The following is a 23,283-nucleotide window of genomic DNA, read 5'->3' as shown; positions in this document are numbered from 1 at the left end:
TAAGCGGGGGGAGCGGCTACCATTGTGCCCCGATCCGTGCCCCACCGTGAGTCTCAACGTCATGGGCGACGCGCCCGTCAGCCCCACCTCCGGCCTCAGTTACCGCGACGCCGGTGTCGACATCGACGCCGGCAATGCGCTCATCGACCGCATCCGCCCGCTGGCCGCGCGCACCCGCCGGCCGGAGCTGCTGGCCGGCATCGGCGGCTTCGGCGCGCTGCTGGAACTGCCCAAGCGCTTTCGCGAGCCGGTGCTGGTGGCCGGTACCGACGGCGTGGGCACCAAGCTGCGCCTGGCCATCGATCTTGGCGTGCACGACACGGTCGGCATCGACCTGGTCGCCATGTGCGCCAACGACGTGCTGGTGCAGGGCGCCGAGCCGCTGTTTTTCCTTGACTATTTCGCCACCGGCAAGCTGGACGTGGATACCGCCGCCAGCGTCATCGCCGGCATCGCCCACGGCTGCGAGCTGGCCGGCGCCGCGCTGGCCGGCGGCGAGACGGCCGAGATGCCCGGCATGTACCCGGCCGGCGATTACGACCTGGCCGGTTTTTGCGTCGGCGTGGTCGAGAAGGCGCGCATCCTGGACGGTCAGGCCATCCGGGCAGGCGATGCCGTCATCGGCCTGGCCTCCAGTGGCCTGCACTCGAACGGCTATTCGCTGGCGCGCAAGGTTGTGGAGACCGTCGGCGCGGACCTGGCTGCGCCGTTTGGCGACAGCACGCTGGGCGCCACCCTGCTCGCCCCGACGCGCATTTACGTCAAGCCGGTGCTCGAACTGCTGGCGGCGCTGCCGGTGGTCGGCATCGCCCACATCACCGGCGGCGGCCTGCCCGAGAACATCCCGCGCATCCTGCCGGACGGCCTGGCGGCGCGGCTGGACACGCGCGCCTGGCAGCGGCCGGCGATCTTCGACTGGCTGCAACGCAACGGCGGCATCGCCGCCCCGGAAATGTGGCGCACCTTCAACTGCGGCCTGGGGCTGATCGTGGTACTGCCGGCCGAGCGAGCCGACGAGGCCATCGCCCGGCTGCAGGAAGCCGGCGAGAGCGCTTGCCGGGTCGGCGAGATCGTGCCGCGCGGCGATGGCCCGGGCGTCGTGCTGGAGCCGTGACGGCGCGCCCGCTGCGCCTGGCGGTGCTGATCTCCGGCCGCGGCAGTAACCTGAAAGCCATTCTCGACGCCATCGGCGCCGGCAGACTCGCCGCGCAGGTGGTGCTGGTGCTCAGCAATCGGCCGGGCGCCGCAGGGCTCGATCTGGCCGCGGCCGCCGGACTGTCCGCCGCAACGGTCGACCATCGTCAGTACCCGGATCGCCACGCCTTCGAGCAGGCGCTGGTCACCGCGCTCGACGCCGCGCAAGCCGAGCTGCTGGTGCTGGCCGGCTTCATGCGCGTACTGACGGCCGATTTCGTGCACCACTACCGCGGCCGGCTGATCAACATCCACCCCTCGCTGCTGCCCGCCTTTGCGGGTCTGGACACACACGCGCGGGCGCTGGCGGCGGGCGCCACCGAACACGGCGCGAGCGTGCATTTCGTCACCGCCGCCGTGGACGGCGGGCCACTGATCGCGCAGATCCGCGTGCCGGTGCAGGCCGGCGACACGCCGCACACGCTGGCGGCACGCGTGCTGCCGGCGGAACACCGGCTCTATCCGCTGGTCATAGGGTGGTATGCCGCCGGGCGGCTGGCGCTGGGCGGGGACACGGTGCGACTCGACGGCCTGCCGCTGGCGGCGCCGGTCCAGTTCGCCGCCACGGGAGGACTCGATGAATAAAGGGCGTCTGTTTGTCACGGTGCTGGCCCTGCTTGCTGCGGCGGCGGTCCGTGCCGACCCGCCGGCCCAATGGCAGGCAACCTATACGGTGACTCAGGGCAGCATCGAGGGCGGCGAGGCCGTGCAGACCTACAAGGCCGCCGATGGTCGCTACCGGTACACGCTGGATGTGACGCCCGGCGGCGTGGTGGCCCTGTTCACGCAGGAGACCTTCCACGACGAAAGCGAGGGCGCCGTCGACAGCGACGGTTGGCAACCGCAGCGCTACGCACACACCCGCAGCGGCGGGCGCAAGCAGCGCGATTACGAATTCCTGTTCGACTGGAAAGCCAAACAGACCCGCGAGCGCCAGGGCGACCGCCCGCCGGCAACGCTGCTGCCCGGCACCCTGGACGAACTGACCTACGTCGAGGCGCTGCGCCGCACGCTGGCCAAGGGCGGCACCAGCCTGGTGCTGCCGGTGCTGTACGGATCGGATGGCGAGATTCGCGAGTACCGGCTCGAAACCCAGGGCGAGGAGGAGATTTCCACCCCCGCCGGGACTTTCAAGACCATCAAGGTGCAGCGCACGCAGACCGGCGGCAAATACACCGTCACCCTGTGGTGTGCGCCGGATCTGGACTACTTCCCGGTGCGCGTCGACCGCCACAAGCGCGGCCGCTCGCAGGGTACGCTGCTGCTGAAAAGCTATCGCGGTGGCGAACGCAGCGTGCCTTGACCGACCCGCAAGTCACAACCCCGCCGAGGAAAAATCCATGACGGCACTGCGTCTGTCGGACATCGCCAGCACGGCGCTCGACGCCGCCAGAACCTGGCCCTGGGTGCTGGCGCCGCTGACCCTGCCGCGCGGGCAGGCCTACATCCTGCAGCACGTGCTGCGTAACCGCTTTTTCAGCTCGGTGATGCGCCCGGCCTGGGTCAGCCGCTGCCCGGACCAGGCCATCGTGCGCCGCACCATCTCGCAGATGGGCGAGGAACTGGTCTACGACCCCGCCATTAAGGCGGCGCACACCAAGATCCTGTGGGAGATGGGCCGCAATGTCGGCCTGACCGACGCGCAGATGAACGCCACCGTGCCGGAAACCGAAACCGCCGCCGCGCTGGGCCTGCTCGAGCACCTGGCGCGGGACTGGCACTGGACGGTCGGCTGGCTGGGCTCGTCCATCGACGAGTTCGTGCTGACCGCGCTGCCGGGGCACAACTTTCACCCCGACCGCTGGATCGAGCACCTGGGCCTGACCGAGCAGCAGGTGTTCTTCTTCCGCTACCACCTGTCGGCGGATCTGGAACATGCCGGCATCAAGGTGTGGCGGCCCATGGAGCCGTGGCTCACGCCTGAGGTAGAGGCGCAGATTCGCCGCGGCCTGCCGCTGATCCTGGAGGCGCAGCGGCTGTTCTACGCCGGCGTCGAGCGCCAGGCGCAGCGCCTCGCGACAGGCGAAACACCCGCCGCCTGAGCCGCCCGGCCCGTCCCCGTCAGCCGGCGACAACCACCGCGTCGCAGTCCACCTCGACCAGAATCTTCGGGTCGAAAAAACCGGTCACCTTCACCAGCGAGGTGGCCGGATCGATGCCGCCGAAAAACTCCAGATGCGCCCGCCCGATGTCCCAGATGTGGCTCATGTCGGTCAGGTAAATCCGCGTGCGCACCACCTGGTCGAGCCGCCCGCCCAGCGCCTCCACGCTGCGTTTCACGTTCTCGAGCGCCTGGCGCGCCTGCGCGTAGGCATCGCCCTCGCCAACCACGCTGCCGCTGGCATCCCGCCCCGGTGTGCCGGACACGGCGATGAAATCACCGACGCGGCGCGCCTGCGAGTAGCCGAACTTGTCCGCAAAATGCGGCGGCGCGGGAACGGTGCGGTTGTTCATGGTGGTTCTCCTCGGGTCATTGTGCAGGCCGGCGCGCAGGCGCCATGCCGGTCTGAAAAGGCGGGTCCTATACTGCGACCACCTTCGTAAGCCCGCCAGTCCTGCCCCATGTCGCCCGCCATCCCCAACGTGCTGAGCATCGCCGGTTCGGACCCGTCCGGCGGCGCGGGCATTCAGGCCGACCTTAAAACCTTCGCCGCGCTGGGCGTGTACGGCATGGCGGCGCTCAGCGGTCTGACGGCACAGAACACCCGCGGCGTGAGCGCCATCCAGCCGTTGCCGCCGGCATTCGTGGCGGCGCAGATCGACGCCGTGTTCGATGACATCCGCGTCGATGCGGTCAAGCTCGGCATGCTGGGCGCTGCCGACGTGGTGACCGCGGTGGCCGACTGCCTGCGCCGCTGGCGGCCGCCGGCCATCGTGCTGGACCCGGTGATGGTGGCCAAGAGCGGCGCCGCTCTGCTGGCCGAATCGGCCGTGGAGCGCCTGCGTCGCGAGCTGCTGCCGCTGGCGACCGTCATCACGCCAAACCTGCCGGAGGCCGGCGCCCTGCTGGACGCCCCGCCGCCCGCGGATTTGCCGGCCATGCGCGAGGCAGCGCGCGCGCTGCACGCGCTGGGCCCGGCCTGGGTGCTGCTCAAGGGCGGGCACCTGCCCGGCGAGGACTGCACCGACCTGCTTTACGACGGACGGGAGTTCGTCGAATTCCCCGGCCGGCGCATCCCCACCGCGAACACCCACGGCACCGGCTGCACGCTGTCGGCGGCCATCGCGGCTGGACTCGCCCACGGCCTGGCGATGCCGCGGGCGGTGGCCGACGCCAAGGCCTATCTGACCGCCGCCATCGCCGCTGCGGATTCCCTCGATGTCGGCCACGGTCACGGCCCGGTGCAACACTTTCACGCCTGGCGAGGCTGACTCCACAGGCCCGACGTTGCGGGCCTCGGTTTTTCCGTATGCCGCGCAATTTCGAGGCGCCGGGCAAACGTAGGTTCGCCAGGGCACGGCGCGCGGCGGCAAAAGAGGGCAAGCTGAGCGCCCTGCGGGCGATCACTGAATGGATGGCCTGCGTGCTCGATGCGATATGTGTCATGCAGATCGCGCCTCACCAAAGGCTTTCCCTGCATTGAACACTGGCATGAACTTCACTGGTCTTTCGCGACGCATGGGGACCGCCCCGGGCCGTGATGGCTGGCCCCGGTCGTCGGCCAGTCTCGAAGCTCCCTTGCGATCGGAGTTGTTCAGCGCCGATCAGATGGCGGAGCACGGCCTGGTGCTGGCGCGCTCGCATCGGCTGGGGGCGGGGCGCGCAGCGGACCGGCTGCTCGATCGTCTGGCGGCCAACGAGACGGTGCTGGTCGATGTGTGCAACCTGCTGACCGCGGCGGTCTCACAGGGGCGCCAGATCACACCGGCCGCGGAATGGCTGCTCGACAACTTCCATCTGGTCGAAGAACAGATCCGTACCGCACGGCGGCACCTGCCCAAAGCTTACATACGCGAGCTTCCGCACCTCGCCCAGGCCTCGGCGGCGGGACATCCGCGGGTGTACGACATTGCCCTGGAAACGATCGCCCACGGCGACGGCCGGGTGGACGCGCAAAGCCTCAGCCGCTTCGTGGCCGCCTACCAGACCGTCACCGCGCTGCGCATTGGCGAGTTGTGGGCGATCCCGATCATGCTGCGGCTGGCCGTGATCGAGAACCTGCGCCGCATCGCGGTGCGGATCGGCGCCGGCTGGGCCGAGCGCGACCTGGCCGATGCCTGGGCGGACCGGATGACGCAGGCCGCCGAGCAGGATCCCAAGAGCCTGATCCTGGTGGTCGCCGACATGGCGCGCTCGGATCCGCCGATGGTCGGCACCTTCGTCGCCGAGCTCGCACGCCGCCTGCAGGGACGGGGTCCGGCCCTTGCCCTGCCGTTGAGCTGGATCGAACAGCGCCTGGCGGAAGCCGGCCTGACCATCGCCCAGCTGGTGCAGTCCGAGAACCAGCAGCAGGCCGCCGACCAGGTGTCCATCAGCAACAGCATCGGCAGCCTGCGGGTGCTGGGTGCGCTGGAATGGCGCGAGTTCGTCGAGACCCTGAGCGTCGTCGAGCAAACCCTGCGGGAGGATCCGGGCGGTGTTTACGGCGGAATGGATTTTGCCACCCGCGACCGCTATCGCCACGCCACCGAGGCGATGGCAAAAAGGAGCGCCGTGGACGAGGGCGAGGTGGCGCGCCGGGCGATCGAGCTGGCGCGCACCGCGGCCATGGCGACGCCAGCCGGCGCCGATGGCCGCGCCTCGCACGTCGGTTACTACCTGATCGACGAGGGCCGGGCGCAACTGGAGCTCAGGGTGCAGGTGCGCCGCTCGCCGCTGGCGGCGGCGCGCAGGGCGCTCGGCCGGTCGCCGCTGCTGGTTCATCTGGGCGGGATCGTCCTTTTCACGGTGCTCATCAGCGCTGTGCTGATGACAGGCATGCCGATGGCCGAATTGCCCCGCTGGGCATGGGCGCCGATCGGCATGCTGGCGCTGCTGGCGGCCAGTCAGTTGGCCGGGGCGCTGGTGAACTGGTTCTCCAGCCTGCTGGTGACGCCGCAGCCACTGCCCCGCATGGACTTCTCCCAAGGTATCCCGCCGCAGGTGCGCACGCTGGTGGTGGTGCCGACCCTGCTCACCAGCACCTCCGGCGTCGAGGCGCTGGTCGAAGCGCTCGAGGTGCGGTTTCTGGCCAATCGGGACGCACACCTGCACTTCGGCCTGTTGACCGATTTTGCGGACGCGCAGCAGGAAGCACTTGCCGAGGACGCAGCACTGCTGCAACTGGCCGGGCAGCGGATTGCGGCGCTGAACCGGAAATACGCATCTGACGGCGATCAGCCTCGCGGCGACCGGTTCTTCCTGTTCCACCGTCCGCGGCGCTGGAATCCGCGGGAAGGCTGCTGGATGGGCCATGAGCGCAAGCGCGGCAAGCTGGCGGACCTGAACGCCTTGCTGCGCGGCGCCAGCTGGGGCAGCGCCGGCGACGCCTTTGTACTGGTGGTCGGGGACACGGCCGAGTTGGGCGACGTGCAGTACGTGATCACCCTGGATACGGACACCCAATTGCCGCGCGATGCGGCGCGGCAATTGGTCGGCGCCATGGCGCATCCGCTGAACCGCCCCCGCTACGACGTGGCCAAACGCCGGGTGATGGCCGGTTACGGCATCCTGCAACCGCGCGTGGCCGCCAGCCTGCCGGGGGCGAATCGCTCGCGCTACGCGCAGCTGTTCAGCGGCGAGGCGGGCATCGATCCCTACACACGCGCCGTCTCGGATGTCTACCAGGACCTGTTCGGCGAAGGCTCGTTCATCGGCAAGGGCATCTACGACGTCGACGCCTTCGAGCAGACCTTGGGCGGGCGCTTTCCGGACGACCGGATCCTGAGCCATGACCTGCTGGAGGGCTGTTACGCGCGCTCGGGCCTGCTCAGCGACGTGCAGCTCTACGAGGACTATCCGGCCCGCTACGGCCTGGATGTGAGCCGCCGCCGGCGCTGGATTCGCGGCGACTGGCAACTGGCCGGCTGGTTGCGCCGGCGTGTGCCCGGCCCGCTCGGCGCGCCACGGGAGCGCAATCCGCTGTCGACGCTGTCGCAGTGGAAGCTGCTGGACAACCTGCGCCGCAGCCTGGTCCCGGCGGCCCTGACGCTGCTGTTGTTGTCGGGCTGGGCGCTGGGGTCGCCGGGCTTCTGGAGCCTGGCGGTGATCGCCATCCTGCTGCTGCCGGCGCTGTGCGCCACGCTGCTCGATCTGTGCCGCAAGCCGGACGAGGTGCTGTGGCGGCAACATCTGACCGCCATCGGGCAGTCGGCGTCGCGGCGCCTGGCGCAGCTTGCGTTCGAGCTCGCCTGCCTGCCGTATGAGGCGGCGTTCAGCCTGGACGCCATCGCCCGCACGCTGTGGCGGATGCTGGTCACGCGCCGACGGCTGCTGGAATGGAACCCGTCCAGCGAGGTCGATCGCCAGCTGGCGAGGCCGGGCGGCAGCGATCTGGCCGCCAGCGTGCGCGCCATGTGGATCGCCCCCGCCATCGCGCTGGCGAGTGCCGGCCTGCTGCTGGCCACCCGCCCGGCGGCACTGATCGTGGCAACACCGATCCTGCTGCTGTGGCTGGCATCACCGGCCATCGCCTGGTGGATCAGCCGCCCGCGGGTGCGCCGCGAGGCGGCCCTGACGGCCGAACAGACCCGCTTCCTGCGCGTGCTGGCGCGGCGGACCTGGGCCTTCTTCGAGACCTTCGTCGGCCCGGAGGACCATTGGCTGCCGCCCGACAATGTGCAGGACGACCGCGCCGAGCCGGTCGCGCACCGCACCTCGCCGACCAACATCGGTCTCGCCCTGCTGGCCAACCTGTCCGCCTACGACTTCGGCTACCTCACGGCCGGACAACTGATCCTGCGCACCGGCAATACCCTGCGCACGCTGGCTGGCCTCGATCGGTACCGGGGACACTTCTACAATTGGTATGACACGCGGACCCTGCAGCCGCTGCGCCCCAGATACATCTCGTCCGTCGACAGCGGCAACCTCGCCGGCCATCTGCTGACCTTGCGCCCGGGCCTGCTGGCGCTGGCCGATGACCGGATCCTGCCGGCGCGGCTGTTCGAGGGCCTGCGCGACACGCTGGCGATTGTCGCGGACGCAATGGATGCTGCCGCCGCCCGGCAGGTGGCCGGCTTACGCAGGGAACTGGACTCCATCTGCGCCGCCCCGCCGGGGTCCCTGGTGGCAGTGCGGTCCAGTCTCGAACGCCTGGCGACCGGCGCCGCTGCGCTCGCCAGCGCTCGCGAGGGCAGCGGCGACGCTGTGCCCGACGCTGCTGTGCCCGACGCTGCTGCGCCCGACGACGAAGCGCGCATCTGGGCCGAGGCGCTGGCCGGGCAATGCCGGGCGGCGCTGGACGAGCTGATTTTCCTTGCGCCCTGGCTGGCGCTGCCGGAAGTGCCCGGTGGCATGGCGCCCGCTTGCGACAGTGTGGCCGATGACCCCTGGGCGGACATCAAGGCCATCCCGACCCTGCGCGAACTTGCAACCCTGGATGGGCGCCTCGCGGCGCGCATCGCCGCTGCGCCCGACGCTGCGCAGCGCGAGGCGCTCACTGCTGCGCTTGGCTGCGTCAGGCAAGGCAGCGAGCGGGCCCGCGAGCGCATCGCCGCCATCGAAGCCCTGGCGCTGCAGGCCGGCGAATTCGCGCGCCTGGACTACGACTTCCTGTTCGACAAGGCGCGCAACCTGCTGACCATCGGCTACAACGTCGATGAGCGCCGGCTGGATTCGGGCTACTACGATCTGCTGGCCTCCGAAGCGCGCCTGTGCAGCTTCGTCGCCATCGCCCAGGGCCAGTTGCCGCAGGATAGCTGGTTCGCCCTGGGCCGCCTGCTGACCGGCACCACCGGCGCACCGACGCTGCTGTCCTGGAGCGGCTCGATGTTCGAGTACCTGATGCCGCTGCTGGTGATGCCGACCTATGAGAACACGCTGCTCGACCAGACCTGCCGGGCGGCGGTGGCGAGACAGATCGAGTACGGCAAGCAGCGCGGCGTGGCCTGGGGCATGTCGGAATCCGGCTACAACACGGTCGACGCCCAGCTCAATTACCAGTACCGCGCCTTCGGCGTGCCGGGCCTGGGACTCAAGCGCGGCCTGGCCGAGGATCTGGTGATCGCGCCCTATGCCTCGGTGATGGCGCTGATGGTGGCGCCCGAGGCGGCCTGCCTGAATCTGCAGCGCCTCGCGGCCGAAGGGACGCTGGGCCGGTTCGGCTTGTTCGAGGCCATCGACCACACGCCGGCCCGCCAGCGGCGCGGGCATTCGAGCGCGCTGCTGCGCTCCTTCATGGCCCATCACCAGGGCATGAGCCTGCTGGCACTGGCCTATCTGCTGCTGGACCGGCCGATGCAGCGGCGCTTCGTGTCGGAGCCGATGTTCCAGGCGGTGCTGCTGCTGCTCCAGGAGCGGGTTCCGCAGGCTACCGCCCTGTTTCCGCACACGGCGCAGCTGTCCGAGGTGCGCTCCACGGCGGTCGCCGCGGAGATACCGATCCGCGTGTTTGACACTGCCGACACACCGCTGCCGCAGGTACAGCTGCTCTCGAACGGCCGCTACCACGTCATGGTCAGCAACGCGGGCGGCGGCTACAGCCGCTGGCAGGGCCTTGCCGTCACCCGCTGGCGCGAGGATGGGACCTGCGACAACTGGGGCAGCTTCTGTTACCTGCGTGATGTGGCCAGTGGGGCGTTCTGGTCGACTACCCATCAGCCGACTCTCAAGCGCGCGGAGCACTTCGAGGCGATTTTCTCCGAGGGGCGCGCCGAGTTTCGCCGTCGCGACGCCGTCGGCAGCGGCGCGGATCGCGGGCAGATCGAAACCCATACCGACATCGTGGTCTCGCCCGAGGACGATATCGAGCTGCGCCGGGTGCGCATCACCAACCGCTCGCGCCAGCGCCGGCACATCGAGCTGACCAGCTACGCCGAGGTGGTGATTGCGCCGGCTGCTGCCGACGCGCTGCATCCGGCGTTCAGCAACCTGTTCGTACAGACCGAGCTGCTGCCCGAGCGGCGCGCCATCCTGTGCACGCGCCGGCCCCGCTCCCACGACGAACGGCCGCCCTGGATGTTCCACCTGATGGTGGTGCGCGGCGAGCAGGCGAGTGCCCCGTCCTTCGAGACCGACCGCCTGCGCTTCATCGGCCGCACGCGCAGCCCGGCCGCGCCGCTGGCGCTGAGTGAGTCCGGCGCTCTGTCCGGCAGCGCGGGCTCGGTGTTGGACCCGATCGTCGCCATCCGCCGCGTCGTGGCCCTCGAACCGGAACAGACGGTGACCCTGGACATCGTGTCCGGCGTTGCCGAAAGCCGCGACCTGGCGCTCGGCCTGGTGGACAAATACCAGGATCGGCATCTGGCGGACCGCGTCTTCGAGCTCGGTTGGACCCACAGCCAGGTGGTGCTGCGTCAGCTCAATGCCAGCGAGGCCGATGCGCAGCTGTATGCGCGCCTGGCGAGCGCGATCATTTATGCCGACGACGTCCTGCGCGCCGACCCCGCCGTGCTGATTCGCAATCGCCGGGGCCAGTCCGGGTTGTGGGGCTATGCCATTTCCGGCGATCTGCCGATCGTGCTGCTGCAGATCGCGGATGCAAACAATATGGAGCTGGTGCGTCAACTGGTGCAGGCCCATGCCTACTGGCGCCTGAAGGGGCTGGCGGTGGACCTGGTGATCTGGAACGAGGATCACGCCGGTTACCGGCAGCAACTGCACGACCAGATCATGGGCTTGATCGCCTCGGGCACCGAGGCCAACGTGATCGACCGGCCGGGCGGCATTTTCGTGCGCTCGGCGGAACAGATCTCCGCCGAGGATCGCATCCTGTTCCAGGCGGTGGCGCGCGCGGTGATCGCCGACGACCGCGGTACTCTGGCCGAACAGCTCGGCCGGCGCGGGCCGGTGGAGCCGCGCCCGCTGCGCTTTGTGCCCACCCGTGCGCCGCGGCCGGAAGGCGGCGCCCCCATCGACCCCGCGCTCACCCGGCGCGATCTGATCCTGGCCAATGGCCTGGGCGGCTTCACCCCCGACGGACGCGAATATGTCATTGCGCTCGCGCCCGGCGAGGTGACGCCGGCACCCTGGGTCAACGTGCTCGCCAACCCCCACTTCGGCACCGTGGTCTCGGAGAGCGGCGGCGCCTACAGCTGGAGCGAGAACGCCCACGAATTCCGCCTCACGCCCTGGCACAACGACCCGGTGAGCGATGGCAGCGGCGAGGCGCTCTACCTGCGCGACGAGGAAACCGGTGAGTTCTGGTCGCCCACGCCCCTGCCGGCGCGCGCGCAGGCGCCCTACGTCACCCGGCACGGCTTCGGCTACAGCGTGTTCGAGCACGTCAGCCACGGCATCCGCTCGGAGCTGTGGGTGTACGTGGCCACCGATGCGGCGATCAAGTTCTCGGTGCTGAAGCTGCGCAATCTGTCGGGCCGGGCGCGCAAGCTCTCGGCCACCGGCTACGTGGAGTGGGTGCTGGGCGATCTGCCGGCCAAATCGGCCATGCACGTGACCACCGAGATCAGCCCGAAAAGCGGCGCGCTGTGCGCCCGCAACCCCTACAACCCCGAGTTCGCCGAGCCGGTGGCCTTCTTCGACGTCGATGACCCGATGCGGCGCCTGTGCGGCGATCGCACCGAATTTCTCGGCCGCAACGGCAGCCTGCGCGATCCGGCCGCGCTGCGGCGCGCGCATCTGTCCGGCAAGGTCGGAGCGGGCCTGGACCCCTGCGGCGCGATCCAGGTGAGTTTTGATCTGGCCGACGGGCAGGAGCGCGAGATCGTGTTCCGGCTCGGTGTCGGGCGCAATGCCGACGATGCCGCCGCGCTGGTGCAGCGTTTTCGCGGCGGCGCGGCGGCGCGCACGGCACTGGAAGCCGTCTGGCACTACTGGAACCACACCCTGGGCGCGGTGCAGGTGGAAACCCCGGACCCGTCGGTCAATGTGCTGGCCAACGGCTGGCTGCTGTACCAGACCCTCGCCTGCCGAATCTGGGCCCGCAGCGGCTATTACCAGTCCGGTGGCGCCTTCGGCTTTCGCGACCAGTTGCAGGACACGATGGCGCTGGTCCATGCCGAGCCCGCGCTGGTGCGCGCACACCTGCTGCTGTGCGCCAGCCGGCAGTTCCCGCAGGGCGATGTCCAGCACTGGTGGCATCCGCCGGCCGGCCGCGGCGTGCGCACCCACTGTTCGGACGACTACCTGTGGCTGCCGCTGGCGGTCTGCCGCTACGTGGCGAGCATCGGCGACACTGGCGTGCTGGACGAGCCCGTGCCTTTTCTGGAGGGCCGCCCGGTCAACCCGGAGGACGATTCCTACTACGATCTGCCGGGCCGCTCGCCCGATTCAGCCAGCCTGTACGAACACTGCGTGCGCGCCATCCGCCACGGCCTGCGTTTCGGCGCGCACGGCCTGCCGCTGATGGGCGGCGGCGACTGGAACGACGGCATGAACCTGGTCGGCATGCAGGGCCGCGGCGAGAGCGTCTGGCTGGGCTTCTTCCTGTGCACCGTGCTGCGGCAGTTTGCCGAGCTGGCGCGCGGGCATGGCGACACCGCCTTTGCGGACTTTTGCCTGACGCAGGCGCAGCAGTTGCGCCACGACATCGACGCACATGCCTGGGATGGCGCCTGGTACCGCCGCGCCTGGTTCGACGACGGCACGCCGCTGGGCTCGGCGGGCAGCGCCGAATGCCAGATCGACTCGATTTCGCAGAGCTGGTCGGTGCTGTCCCAGGTCGGGCAATCCGGGGCGACCGGTTCGGTCAGCTCGGCCCGCTCGTTGCTGGCCATGGAGTCGGTCGACCAGCGCCTGGTGCGCCGCGACAGCCAACTGGTCCAGCTGCTCGATCCGCCCTTTGACAAATCGGCCGTCGATCCGGGTTACATCCGCGGCTACGTGCCCGGTGTGCGCGAAAACGGCGGCCAATACACCCACGGCGCCATCTGGGCGGCGATGGCGTTTGCGGCACTCGGCGATCGGCAACGCGCCTGGGAACTGCTGACCATGATCAATCCGGCGAACCATGCGCGTTCGCCGGCAGCCATCGCGACTTACAAGGTGGAGCCCTACGTCGTCGCCGCCGACGTCTATGCGGTCGCGCCACACATCGGCCGCGGCGGCTGGAGCTGGTACACGGGTTCTGCCGGCTGGATGTACCGCCTCATCATGGAATCGTTGCTCGGTTTGCGGCTCGAAGCCGACAGGCTGCATCTGGCGCCCTGCCTGCCCGCCGATTGGCAGGCTTTCAAGCTTCACTACCGCTATCGGGAGACGGTCTACCATGTCGTGGTAACGCAGGAAGTCGTCTGCGACGCTGCGCAGGCCGAAGCGATGCGCATGACGGTGGACGGTGTCGAACGCCCGGACCAAACCATTCACTTGGTCGACGATCGCAGGGACCATGCCGTCGAAATAAGGATGATGTCACCCGCGCAATCAAAGAACCGCTGAATACTTCAGCGGTTCATTAAATCTGACCCAAGGAGATGAACATGAACGTGACGCTCAGTCTCGGCCCACTCGTTTCGCTGATTGCCGGCATTCTCATCCTGATGGTGCCGCGCCTGCTGAACTACATCGTCGCCATTTATCTGATCATCATCGGTCTGATCGGGCTGTTTGGCGGAAGCAATCTGCGGATCCTGTAGTCACGAGCGGGCCGGTCTGCGGGTCGGGTACGGCATCGTGGCGCGATGCCGGATGTCCATTGTCCGGCTTCGAAAGTCGCTTGCGCCGGCAACGCCTTATTCAATGCCGATCGCGGACTTTTTGATGCCTCGCAATGCGCGACGGCGAGCGACCCTGCAAGTCCGGCGTCAGCGCTTGGCCTGCGGTGTCGGGGCGAGACGTGCCGGCGGCGCCGGTAATTTCAAGGTCTGGCCGATACGCAGCTGCGCGGTCGGCTTCAGGCCATTGCGGGCGGCGAGCTGGCGGGTGCTGAGGCCGTTGCGGGCAGCGATGCCACTCAGCGTTTCGCCGCGGCGCACAAGGTGCCGAAGCTCCTGGACCGGTGCCGCCTGGCCGGAGCGACGGCCGATGTCGGCGATGCGCGCGTCGGCGTTGGAAGTGCCGGCCGGCAGGCGCAGGTCATAGCCTTTCGGCAGTAACCCGGTCTCGTCCCACACCGTGCGGCGCAGGGCCGGATTGAGCAGGCGCAGCGTGGTGCGGTCCACGCCCAGCCCCTGCTCGACGGCGCGCAGGGGCAGGTAGGACGGCAAGGTGACCTCGCGGATCTGTGCCGGTGGCGCCTTCACGATGGGGCCGAAGTGCTGCTCCGGCGCCGACGACAGCTCCAGCGCCGCCAGGAAGGTCGGGTAGAAGTTGCGCGAGGCGAAGCCGAAGGCCGGGCCGTCGTAGCGCTCGATCAGCGTGGCAATGTCGTCGGTGCCCATGCTGTCGACGGCCCGGCGCATGCCGGCGCGGCCGTGGTTGTAGGCGGTCAGCGCCAGCGGCCAGGTGCCCAGCGCATCGTGGTTGCCGCGCAGCAGCTTGGCCGCCGCCACGGTCGCCGCGTGCGGGTCGTAGCGTTCGTCCACGAAGTTGTCGATGCGCAGGAACTGCCGCCCGGTGCTGGCCATGAACTGCCACAGGCCGGCCGCCCCGACGTGCGAGCCGGCCAGCGGATCGAAGCCCGATTCCACGTACGGCAGGGCGCCGATTTCCTGCGGCACGCCGTACTGGCCCAGCGTGCGGCGGATGTGCTCTTCCCAGGTGCCGGAGCGGCGCAGCGCCGCGGCGAAGCGGTCGGCCTGGCCGAGCTGAAAGCGCACCCGGCTCGCCGCCTCGCGCAGCTGCGTGGGCGAGGCGCCCTGCCACAGCGCGCGTACCCGCCGCACCTGGGGGTCGGAGGTGTCGGCGTCGCCATCGGCCAGACCCAGGAGGATGTTCTGGATCGCCAGGCGCTGCGGCTCGACCATCGCCTGGCGGGCGCCGCGCTCCAGGTCGCCGGACCAGCGCAACGTCCCGTAGACGACGTTCAGGTGCCGATCGTCGTGCAGGAAACCGCTACGCGTATCGACCTCGCTGAACACGCGGCTCCAGAAGCGCACCGCCGGCTCCAGCGCCGCCGGGCGTGGCAGTGCCTCGGGCTGCGCGTGCACGCCGGTGGCGCAGCACAACAGCAGACCAAGCAACAGGCGGATTGGCATCGGGATCGGGCTCGGCTGTGGCTGCGGCGGGCGTCCGGATGGGCACCGTGGGCGTGAGGTTGCGGGAGGCGAAGCGCTGGCGGGATGCCCCGCAGACGCCCAAGTCCCGCACAGTGTGCCGGTGTGCGGGCAGTGGGTTCAAGGCGCGGCGTGCGCCTGTGGCAGCGGCGCTCGGGAAGTGGTCGACAGGGGGCGTGCTGTCGCCATTCAAACCGCTACGCAGGCCGGGCTGCGGGGTGCAGCGGTCTTGCACGCTGTGGAACAGCCACGCGCGGCAAGCGTTCTGGCGGCGGAAGGTCCGGCGAAGAGGGTTCGGCGCAGGCGTCTGCACCACCCCCGGGGCGGGGCATGGTGCAGACGCCATCGGCCGATGGGTCAATCAGTCAGAATTGAAACTGCAGGCCTGCGGTGGCCAGGTCGAGGTCGGCCTCGGCACGGTCACCGTCCAGCTGGTAGCGGGTGTACTCCAGACGCAGGCTCAGGTTCGGCACCAGGCCGACGTTCAGGCCCGCGCCGTACAGCCAGTCATTACCGTCGATGTCGGCGTCGAAGCCGAGCGGGCCGTCCGCCTGCGCATCCCACCAGACCCGGCCGCCCTTGGCGTAGACCTCGAAGCGGTCTCCCAGCGGTGCCGCCAGCAAGGCCGTGGCGGTGTAGCCGTGGCCGTCGATCTCGAAGCCGTTGTCGTCGTACTTGGGCAGGTCCAGGTAGCCGGCTTCCACGCCCAGCCACGGCGTGACCATCACGCCGGCGAAGGCCTGCCAGGTGACGTGGTCGTCATCGAAGTCGCTCAGGTCGCCGGTGCTGACGTCGTTGTCATCCACCTTTGCATCGTCGATCTTGGCGAAGCTGCCGCCGGCACCGACATAGGCCTTGGGGCCCGTCCAGTCCTCGCCATCGCTTGCAGCCAGGGCGGGTGCTGTCGCCAGGGTGGCCACGCCCAGGGTGCCGGTGGCGAGTATGGTTGACAAGAATGTTGCGCGTTTCATGGTGTGCTTGGACTCCTGATCTTTCATGAGGGATAAGGGTAGGTCGTCGCCATGACGACAGCTTTTTCGATCGAAGCGCGGGGGGATAGTTCCGTTGTCAGCGTCGGCGCGCGCAATGGCTGTGCGGCCGACTGCTTCGTGTCACAGTTGCGTCGGGTGCTGGCGTGGCACCTTTGTCAGCAGAAAACACACAGGAGAAACCCATGTCCGACAACGCCGATTACGTGAACGAAGTCCGCTACCAGAGGGGTCAGGCCAAGATCGCCGAGTTTTCCAAGGGCCCGAGCGTGACCGATTCGGTCATGAACACCCTGAACAAGGTGGCGCCGCACATGGCGCGCCAGGCCATGGAGTTCGTGCTCGGTGACGTGCTGTCGCGCCCGGGGCTGGACCCCAGGACGCGCGAGCTGCTGAACGTGGCGGTGCTGACCGCCATCGGCGCCGAGCTGGAGCTGAAACTGCACGCCAATGTGGCGCTGAACATCGGCTGCACGCGCGAGCAGATCGTCGAAGCCGTTTCGCAACAGGCGGTTTATGTCGGCTTTCCGACCGCCATCAACGGCATCAAGGTGCTGGAGCAGGTGTTCGACGCCCGCGATGCGCAGGGCGTGAGCAACTGACGCGCGGCCGCGGGGCAGGGACGCCCCGCCGGCTTCACAGCGCCGACGCCCCGAACCAGGCCTGGTGGTAGGCCAGCGTCAGCCCGAACAGGCCAAGGCCCACCGCCACGGCGAGCCAGTTGATCTCGCCCGGCACCAGGCGGTTTCGCCCCTGCAGGATGGCGACGAACGGCAGGTAGGAGGTCTGCCGGGCGAAGCTTTCCCAGGGCGCGCCGAAGCGCTGGCGGTACTTGCGGTCCAGGTTCAGCGGCGCGATCAGGCCCTGGAACGCGAAGCTGCCGAACAGCAGGTGCGAGGCCCAGTCACCGTTGACCAGAAAGTGCGAGAGACCCCACAGGCCAAGCCCGAACAGCCCGCCGTGGCGGGTGATGCGCACGATGCCGCGCGCCTGCACCTGATCCGGCGGCACGCTGCCCAGCGTGGTGGGGTTTTTGGCCGTCGCGCTGGCTGCCAACAGGACGAAGGCCAGCGCCATCAGCACCCAGCTCAGCGGCTTCAGGCCCGCCGCCGTGCCCCAGGTTTCGACATACGGCGCGTGAGCGTAGGCCCAGCCCATCCAGGCGATGCTGATGGCGATGATCAGCGCGAAGCCGGCCTTGAACGGCCCCTCGCCGGTGCGGGCGACGACCACATTTCGCAGCGGGCTACCGGACACAATCCAGTGCATGCCCAGAAACAGCGCCGTGGCGGCGGTCAGCGATTCCATATCCCCTCCTCCCTGAAGGCCGGTCGCGCCTGACCGGCTGCGTCGCGATTGTGCCGCAGCCGCGCCGCAGCTTGCGTTTGTGCCATCGCTGGCGCTTGTCCGCCGTCAGGTGCAGTTGCTTCACTTAATGTGCGCGACCGGTCTTGTCGCTGCCTGCCGCCGCCTCGTGACGATGTGGCGGTTGCATGCGCACGATGGGCGCGCCCGTACGGTCGGCAATGCACGGCTCGAGCGTGGCGTGCTCCACGTGAAAGCGCTTGCGCAGCACCTCGCGTACCCGGTGCTTGAGCTGCTCGAAGGCGGCCAGGTCGTCCGCTTCCGGCACCAGGTGCGCCTCCAGCGCACGGCGGTGCTCGTCCAGATTCCACACGTGCAGGTGGTGGATGTCGCGCACGCCGGGGGTGGCGCGCAGCGCCGCCACGATGGCGTCGTATTCCAGGTCGTCCGGCATGGCCCCCATCAACAGGCGAACGGTGCGCGGCAGCAGCCCCATGGCCTGATAAATGACGTAGCCGGAAATCGCCACCGTCACCAGCAGGTCCGCGACGATGAGGTCATACAACAGGATCAGCGTGCCGGCCACGATCACGCCCACCGAGGCCAGCGCGTCGGTTACGTTGTGCACGAAAGCCGCGCGAATGTTGAGGCTGTGCCTGGCGCCGCGGTAGATGATCAGCGCGGTGAGGATGTCGATGACCAGCGCCACGCCGGCCACGATCACCACCGGCCAGCCCTGCACCGGTGTCGGCGACACAAAGCGGCTGATGGCCTCGATCAGCAGATAACCGCCCACCAGCAGCAGCGCGGTCACGTTGATCAGCGTCGCCACCAGCTCCGCGCGCTGGTAGCCGAAGGTCATCAGCCGGTCGGCCGGGCGGCGGGCGATCTTCTGTGCCAGCAGCGCAATGCCCATCGACGCGGCATCGGACAGGTTGTGCAGCGCGTCCGCAATCAAGCCCAGCGAGCCGGATACCACGCCGGCCGCCACCTGCACCACCGTCAGCAGCACATTGATGGCGATGGCCCACGCAAGGCGCCCGTCGCTCAGCGGGCCGTGGTGGTGATGGTGGTCTGATTCCATGTGGGTGTCCGCAGACGCTTGAAGGCTATAGCAAGGCGGGTCGGGATAGAGTGCGACCGCGCCGGGCGATCATCGCGCGTTTCAGCACATCCCTCCGAGGATTCTAGAATTGACTTCTCCCTACCCAGCAAGGAACGCCGCCGTGACCACTTCCCGCAAGCTCGGCCAGCGCGGCTTGGACAAGGTCTCGCGCATCCCGGTCAAGGTGGAGCCGGCCGCCGCGCCGCTGCGCAAGCCGGACTGGCTGCGCGTGCGCCTGCCGGCCGGCCCCAACTTCCAGCGCGTCAAGACGCTGCTGCGCGACAACGCCCTGCACACGGTGTGCGAGGAAGCGTCGTGCCCGAACATCGGCGAGTGCTTCAGCAAGGGCACCGCCACGTTCATGATCATGGGCCACAAGTGCACCCGCCGCTGCCCGTTCTGCGACGTGGCGCACGGCAGCCCGGACCCGCTGGACCCCAGCGAACCGGCGCACCTGGCCGATGCGGTGGGCACGCTGGGTCTGAAGTACGTGGTCATCACCTCGGTGGACCGCGACGATTTGCCCGACCGCGGCGCCGGTCACTTCGTGGACTGCATCCGCGCCGTGCGCGAGCGCTCGCCCGCCACCACCATCGAGGTGCTGGTACCTGACTTTCGCCACCGCATCGACGTCGCTCTGGAGATCTTCAGTGCCGCGCCGCCGGACGTGTTCAATCACAACATCGAGACCGTGCCGCGCCTGTACGCGGCGGCCCGGCCGGGCGCCGACTACCAGGGCTCGCTGGCGCTGCTCAAGCGCTGCAAGGCGCTGCTGCCGCAGCTGCCGACCAAGTCCGGCCTGATGCTGGGCCTGGGCGAGACCGACGAGGAGGTGCTCACGGTGATGGCCGACCTGCGCGCCCATGACGTCGACATGCTGACCATCGGCCAGTACCTGGCGCCGTCCGCGCATCACCTGCCGGTGCGCCGCTACGTGACGCCGGACACCTTCGCCGAGCTGGCGGCGCGCGGCCGGGAAATGGGCTTCTCGAACGTCGCCAGCGGTCCGCTGGTGCGCTCGTCCTACCACGCCGACCTGCAGGCCGCCGGCCACGCCGTGGCCTGAACGTGGAGTTCTACGCCGTCAAGGTGCTGGCGGCGCTGCTCAAGCCGCCGGGGCTGTTCGCGCTGCTGCTGCTGGCGGCGGCCGTGGCGGCGCGCCGGCCGCGCGTGGTGCACGGCGTCGGTGTAGTCGGGGCGGCCTTGCTGCTGGTGCTGTCGTGCGGCCGCGTCGCCGATGCGCTGCTCGATTCGCTCAGTCGCTACCCCCCGCTCGACGCACAGGCACTGCGCACGGCGCAGGCGGTGGTCATCCTGGGTGCGGGCGCGCAGCGGGGTCTGGCGGACTACGACGGTGCAACGGTGTCGGCGCTGGCGCTGGAGCGACTGCGCTACGGCGCCAGGCTCGCCAGGGAAGTCAACTTGCCGGTCCTGGTCACCGACGGGGCGCTGGCCGGCCGCAGGCCGGGGGCCGAGCTGATGGCCGAAACCCTGCTCGACTGGGGCGTGCGGGCGCGCTGGGTGGAGGGTCGCGCGCTGACTACCTACGACAATGCCCGCTACGCACGCCAGCTGCTGGCGGCCGATGGCATAGACCGCATTGCGCTGGTCAGCCACGCCTGGCATCTGCCGCGCGCCGCGGCGGTGTTCCGGCGCGTCGGTTTTACCGTGCTGCCGGCGCCGACGCTGGTGCCGGCCGAGCGCCGCTTCGACGCCCTCGACTGGCTGCCCGATGCGACGGCGCTGGCGCGCTCCACGCTGGCGCTGCACGAGTATCTGGGCGGCGCCTGGTACCGCCTGCGCTACGGCGGCGGCGCATGACCGTCCCGGTACAGCCGGCGGCCACCGTGGCACCGCTGCGCGACGGCGCGCACGGCCTTGAGGTGCTGCTGTTGCAGCGCAGCCCGACGTTGGTGTTCGCGCCCGGTGCCTGGGTGTTCCCCGGCGGGCGGGTCGACGCGGCCGATCATCACCGTGGCGCCGACCTGGCGCCGCGCTACGCGGCGGTGCGCGAGGCGGCCGAGGAAGCCGGGCTGCTGCTGGACCCCGACGCCCTGGTGGAAGTCGCCCACTGGACCACGCCGCCGGGGCAACCGCGCCGCTATGCGACCTGGTTTTTCGTTGCCGATGCCAACGGCTGCGGCGGCGTGCGCATCGACGATGTGGAGGCGGTGGACTACCGCTGGCTGCGCCCGGCCGACGCGCTCGATGCCGGCTGGCGGGGCGAGTTGCATCTGATCCGGCCGACGGTCGCCACGCTGCAACAGTTGCAGGAGTTTGCCGACGTGAGGACGGCGCTGGCGGCCCTTGCCGGCCAGGCCGTGCCCTACCATTCCCCGCACAGGTGACGCCGGGGCCGCGGTCTGCGCCGGTCGTCGTGACGTCCATTCAAGGAGCAAGCGCGCATGGCATTGCAAGTAATCGGCGCCGGCATGGGCCGCACCGGCACGCTGTCGCTGAAGGCGGCCCTCGAACAACTCGGCTTCGGTCCGTGCTACCACATGACGCGCATCTTCGAGCACATCGAGCACGGGCCGATGTGGCAGCAGTTCGCCGCCGGCGCGCGCGGCGACTGGGACAGCCTGCTCGGCGATTTCCGGGCCGCGGTGGACTGGCCGGCCAGCCATTTCTGGCGCGAACTGGCGGCGTTCTATCCGCAGGCCAAGGTGATCCTTACCGTGCGCGATGCCGCGCGCTGGTTCAGCAGCATCGACAGCACGCTGTTTCGCTTCATGGGCGCGCCGGAAATGCCGCACGACGAGGCGGCCCGGCGGCAGATCGTGATGGCGCGCGACATCGTGCAAAAACGCATCTTCGCGGGCCGCATCGACGACCGCGCGCACGTGATCGAGGTCTTCGAGCGCCACAACCGCGCCGTGCAGGACGCCCTGCCGGCCGAGCGCCTGCTGGTGTATGACGTGGCCCGGGGTTGGGCGCCGCTGTGCGCGTTCCTGGGCGTGCCGGTGCCGGACGCGCCGTTCCCGCGCATCAACGCCCAGCAGGAGCTGCTGGACACGCACGCGCAGCGGTACCAGCTCACCTGACGCGTCGGCGGTTCTCCCGCCCGCAACTAGCGCCGGCCGCCCAGCAACGAACCCAGCACGCCGCGCACCAGCTGTCGGCCAAGCTGGCTGCCGATGGCGCGCAGGGCGCTTTTGGCGGTGGTTTCCAGCAGCGTGTCCGGCTCGCGGCCGCGCCGGGGGGCAGCCGTTTCGCTTCGCGGCTCAGGTGCAGCGGCCGGCGCGACCACGGCGGCGCTGGTCCTCGCGGCCAGCAGCTCGTGCGCCGATTCGCGGTCGACCGGCGTGTCGTAACGCCCGGCCAGCGGCGAGCGGGCCATGTGTTCGGTCCGTTCGGCCGGCGTGAGCGGGCCCAGGCGCGACTGCGGCGGGCGGATCAGCGTGCGCTCGACCGGCGTTGGCATGCCGCGCGCGTCGAGCACCGACACCAGCGCCTCGCCGATCGCCAGCTCGGTCAGCGTGCTTTCCACGTCCAGCCCCGGATTGGCGCGAAAGTTCTGTGCCGCGGCGCGCACGGCGGCGCGGTCTCGCGGCGTGAAGGCGCGCAGCGCGTGCTGCACGCGGTTGCCGAGCTGGCCCAGCACCGGGTCCGGAATGTCCTGTGGGTTCTGGCTGACGAAGTAGATGCCGACGCCCTTGGAGCGGATCAGGCGCACCACTTGTTCGATCTTTTCCAGCAGCGCCTTGGGCGCGGTGTCGAACAGCAGGTGCGCCTCGTCGAAGAAGAACACCAGCCGCGGCCGGTCGAGGTCGCCGACTTCCGGCAGCCGCTCGAACAGCTCGGCCAGCAGCCACAGCAGGAAGGTGGCGTACAGGCGCGGCCGGGGCATCAGCGCGGTGGCGTCGAGCACGCTGATCACGCCCTGGCCGGAGAAATCCGTTCGCGTCAGGTCGGCCAGATCGAGCGCCGGCTCGCCAAAGAACAGCGCGGCACCGTCTGCTTCCAGCACCAGCAGCTGACGCTGAATGGCCGCCACGCTGGCGCCGCTGAGGTTGCCGTACTGGCCGCGCAGGGTGGCCGAGTTGTCGGCCACCCAGGCCAGCAAACTGCGCAGATCCTTCAGGTCCAGCAACAGCAGACCCTGGTCGTCCGCCACCTTGAACGCCGCGTACAGCACGCCGGTCTGCGTGTCGTTCAGTTCCAGCAGGCTTGCCAGCAGCAACGGCCCCAGATCGGACACCGTGGCCCGCACCGGGTGGCCCGCCTTGCCGTACAGATCCCAGAACACTACCGGGTTGGCGCGCGGCGCGTAGTCCGTGATGCCCAGCTCGGCCACGCGGGCCAGGATGCGCTCGCCCGGCTGCGCCGCCTGCGCCAGGCCGGACAGGTCGCCCTTCACGTCGGCCAGGAACACCGGTACCCCGGCCCGCGAGAAGCCCTCGGCCAGGGTCTGCAGGGTGACGGTCTTGCCGGTGCCGGTGGCGCCGGCGATCAGGCCATGCCGGTTGGCCATGCCGACCAGCAGGTCAACCGGGACGC

19 protein-coding genes are annotated in these 23,283 nt (G+C 69.6%); 13 read left to right on the top strand and 6 right to left on the bottom strand.

What is annotated here, in order from left to right; genetic code table 11:
• Positions 1-61: 61 nt before the first annotated feature.
• Genes purM through PG2T_RS08435 form a run of 4 tightly spaced genes read left to right on the top strand, consistent with a single transcriptional unit; the run spans position 62 to position 3,236 of the window.
• Entirely contained in the window at positions 62-1,114 is a 1,053-nt protein-coding gene (gene purM / locus PG2T_RS08450; RefSeq protein WP_068804199.1) for a phosphoribosylformylglycinamidine cyclo-ligase, read from the top strand.
• The gene (purN, locus tag PG2T_RS08445) at positions 1,111-1,779 is read left to right on the top strand and encodes a phosphoribosylglycinamide formyltransferase (protein WP_068804197.1); all 669 of its coding nucleotides are present in this window, start codon (positions 1,111-1,113) and stop codon (positions 1,777-1,779) included. Before purM ends, purN begins: the two co-directional genes overlap by 4 nt.
• Positions 1,772-2,497, top strand: coding sequence for a DUF3108 domain-containing protein (locus PG2T_RS08440; RefSeq protein ID WP_068804195.1), 726 nt, complete (start codon positions 1,772-1,774; stop codon positions 2,495-2,497). The genes purN and PG2T_RS08440 overlap by 8 nt, the downstream gene beginning before the upstream one ends.
• A gap of 37 nt (positions 2,498-2,534) precedes the next feature.
• Positions 2,535-3,236 (top strand): iron-containing redox enzyme family protein, encoded by a 702-nt coding sequence (locus PG2T_RS08435; RefSeq protein ID WP_068804192.1) that lies wholly within the window; start codon positions 2,535-2,537, stop codon positions 3,234-3,236.
• A 19-nt stretch (positions 3,237-3,255) separates the two neighbouring features.
• Here PG2T_RS08435 and PG2T_RS08430 read toward each other — a convergent pair whose 3' ends face one another.
• On the bottom strand, positions 3,256-3,648 hold the full coding sequence (locus PG2T_RS08430) for a Rid family hydrolase (RefSeq protein WP_068804190.1): 393 nt from the start codon (positions 3,646-3,648) through the stop codon (positions 3,256-3,258).
• 108 nt (positions 3,649-3,756) lie between these two features.
• Between PG2T_RS08430 and thiD the strand changes: the two genes are divergently transcribed.
• Genes thiD through PG2T_RS15520 form a run of 4 tightly spaced genes read left to right on the top strand, consistent with a single transcriptional unit; the run spans position 3,757 to position 13,866 of the window.
• Complete coding sequence (gene thiD / locus PG2T_RS08425; RefSeq protein WP_068804187.1) at positions 3,757-4,566, top strand: bifunctional hydroxymethylpyrimidine kinase/phosphomethylpyrimidine kinase; 810 nt, start codon at positions 3,757-3,759, stop codon at positions 4,564-4,566.
• A 38-nt stretch (positions 4,567-4,604) separates the two neighbouring features.
• Positions 4,605-4,778, top strand: a complete 174-nt coding sequence (locus PG2T_RS16250) for a hypothetical protein (protein WP_158513173.1) — start codon at positions 4,605-4,607, stop codon at positions 4,776-4,778.
• Positions 4,779-4,813: 35 nt separating this feature from the next.
• Entirely contained in the window at positions 4,814-13,669 is an 8,856-nt protein-coding gene (locus PG2T_RS08420) for a GH36-type glycosyl hydrolase domain-containing protein (RefSeq protein ID WP_418268521.1), read from the top strand.
• A 41-nt stretch (positions 13,670-13,710) separates the two neighbouring features.
• Entirely contained in the window at positions 13,711-13,866 is a 156-nt protein-coding gene (locus PG2T_RS15520; RefSeq protein WP_075968158.1) for a DUF3096 domain-containing protein, read from the top strand.
• A gap of 168 nt (positions 13,867-14,034) precedes the next feature.
• Here the strand turns inward: PG2T_RS15520 and PG2T_RS08415 are convergent, their stop codons facing one another.
• Complete coding sequence (locus tag PG2T_RS08415; RefSeq protein ID WP_068804183.1) at positions 14,035-15,366, bottom strand: lytic transglycosylase domain-containing protein; 1,332 nt, start codon at positions 15,364-15,366, stop codon at positions 14,035-14,037.
• 383 nt (positions 15,367-15,749) lie between these two features.
• A complete protein-coding gene (locus PG2T_RS08410) occupies positions 15,750-16,355 on the bottom strand; it encodes an outer membrane beta-barrel protein (RefSeq protein ID WP_158513172.1) in 606 nt (201 codons plus the stop codon).
• Positions 16,356-16,558: 203 nt separating this feature from the next.
• Between PG2T_RS08410 and PG2T_RS08405 the strand changes: the two genes are divergently transcribed.
• Positions 16,559-16,975, top strand: a complete 417-nt coding sequence (locus PG2T_RS08405; protein ID WP_068804178.1) for a carboxymuconolactone decarboxylase family protein — start codon at positions 16,559-16,561, stop codon at positions 16,973-16,975.
• Between the two features lie 34 nt (positions 16,976-17,009).
• On the opposite strand, the gene PG2T_RS08400 is transcribed toward PG2T_RS08405, so the two are convergent.
• Both PG2T_RS08400 and PG2T_RS08395 read right to left on the bottom strand, forming a co-directional pair.
• Complete coding sequence (locus PG2T_RS08400; protein WP_068804176.1) at positions 17,010-17,681, bottom strand: NnrU family protein; 672 nt, start codon at positions 17,679-17,681, stop codon at positions 17,010-17,012.
• Positions 17,682-17,805: 124 nt separating this feature from the next.
• On the bottom strand, positions 17,806-18,762 hold the full coding sequence (locus tag PG2T_RS08395) for a cation diffusion facilitator family transporter (protein WP_068804174.1): 957 nt from the start codon (positions 18,760-18,762) through the stop codon (positions 17,806-17,808).
• A 109-nt stretch (positions 18,763-18,871) separates the two neighbouring features.
• Here PG2T_RS08395 and lipA point away from each other — a divergent pair, with 109 nt between their 5' ends.
• From lipA to PG2T_RS08375, 4 genes are read left to right on the top strand one after another with little or no spacing between them, the layout of a single operon-like run.
• Complete coding sequence (gene lipA, locus PG2T_RS08390) at positions 18,872-19,849, top strand: lipoyl synthase (protein WP_193399816.1); 978 nt, start codon at positions 18,872-18,874, stop codon at positions 19,847-19,849.
• 2 nt (positions 19,850-19,851) lie between these two features.
• The gene (locus PG2T_RS08385) at positions 19,852-20,604 is read left to right on the top strand and encodes a YdcF family protein (protein WP_158513171.1); all 753 of its coding nucleotides are present in this window, start codon (positions 19,852-19,854) and stop codon (positions 20,602-20,604) included.
• A complete protein-coding gene (locus PG2T_RS08380; RefSeq protein ID WP_068804168.1) occupies positions 20,601-21,131 on the top strand; it encodes an NUDIX hydrolase in 531 nt (176 codons plus the stop codon). Before PG2T_RS08385 ends, PG2T_RS08380 begins: the two co-directional genes overlap by 4 nt.
• Before the next feature lie 57 nt (positions 21,132-21,188).
• Positions 21,189-21,827: a sulfotransferase family protein gene (locus PG2T_RS08375; RefSeq protein WP_068804166.1), complete on the top strand. Its 639-nt coding sequence runs from the start codon at positions 21,189-21,191 to the stop codon at positions 21,825-21,827.
• Positions 21,828-21,853: 26 nt separating this feature from the next.
• Here the strand turns inward: PG2T_RS08375 and PG2T_RS08370 are convergent, their stop codons facing one another.
• The gene (locus tag PG2T_RS08370) at positions 21,854-23,257 is read right to left on the bottom strand and encodes a helicase HerA-like domain-containing protein (RefSeq protein ID WP_418268536.1); all 1,404 of its coding nucleotides are present in this window, start codon (positions 23,255-23,257) and stop codon (positions 21,854-21,856) included.
• Between the last annotated feature and the right edge of the window lie 26 nt (positions 23,258-23,283).

This window comes from Immundisolibacter cernigliae (assembly GCF_001697225.1).
GTDB classification, from domain to species: domain Bacteria; phylum Pseudomonadota; class Gammaproteobacteria; order Immundisolibacterales; family Immundisolibacteraceae; genus Immundisolibacter; species Immundisolibacter cernigliae.
The sequence above is the reverse complement of the archived record's forward strand: the minus strand, read 5'-3'. Positions and strand labels throughout refer to the sequence as shown.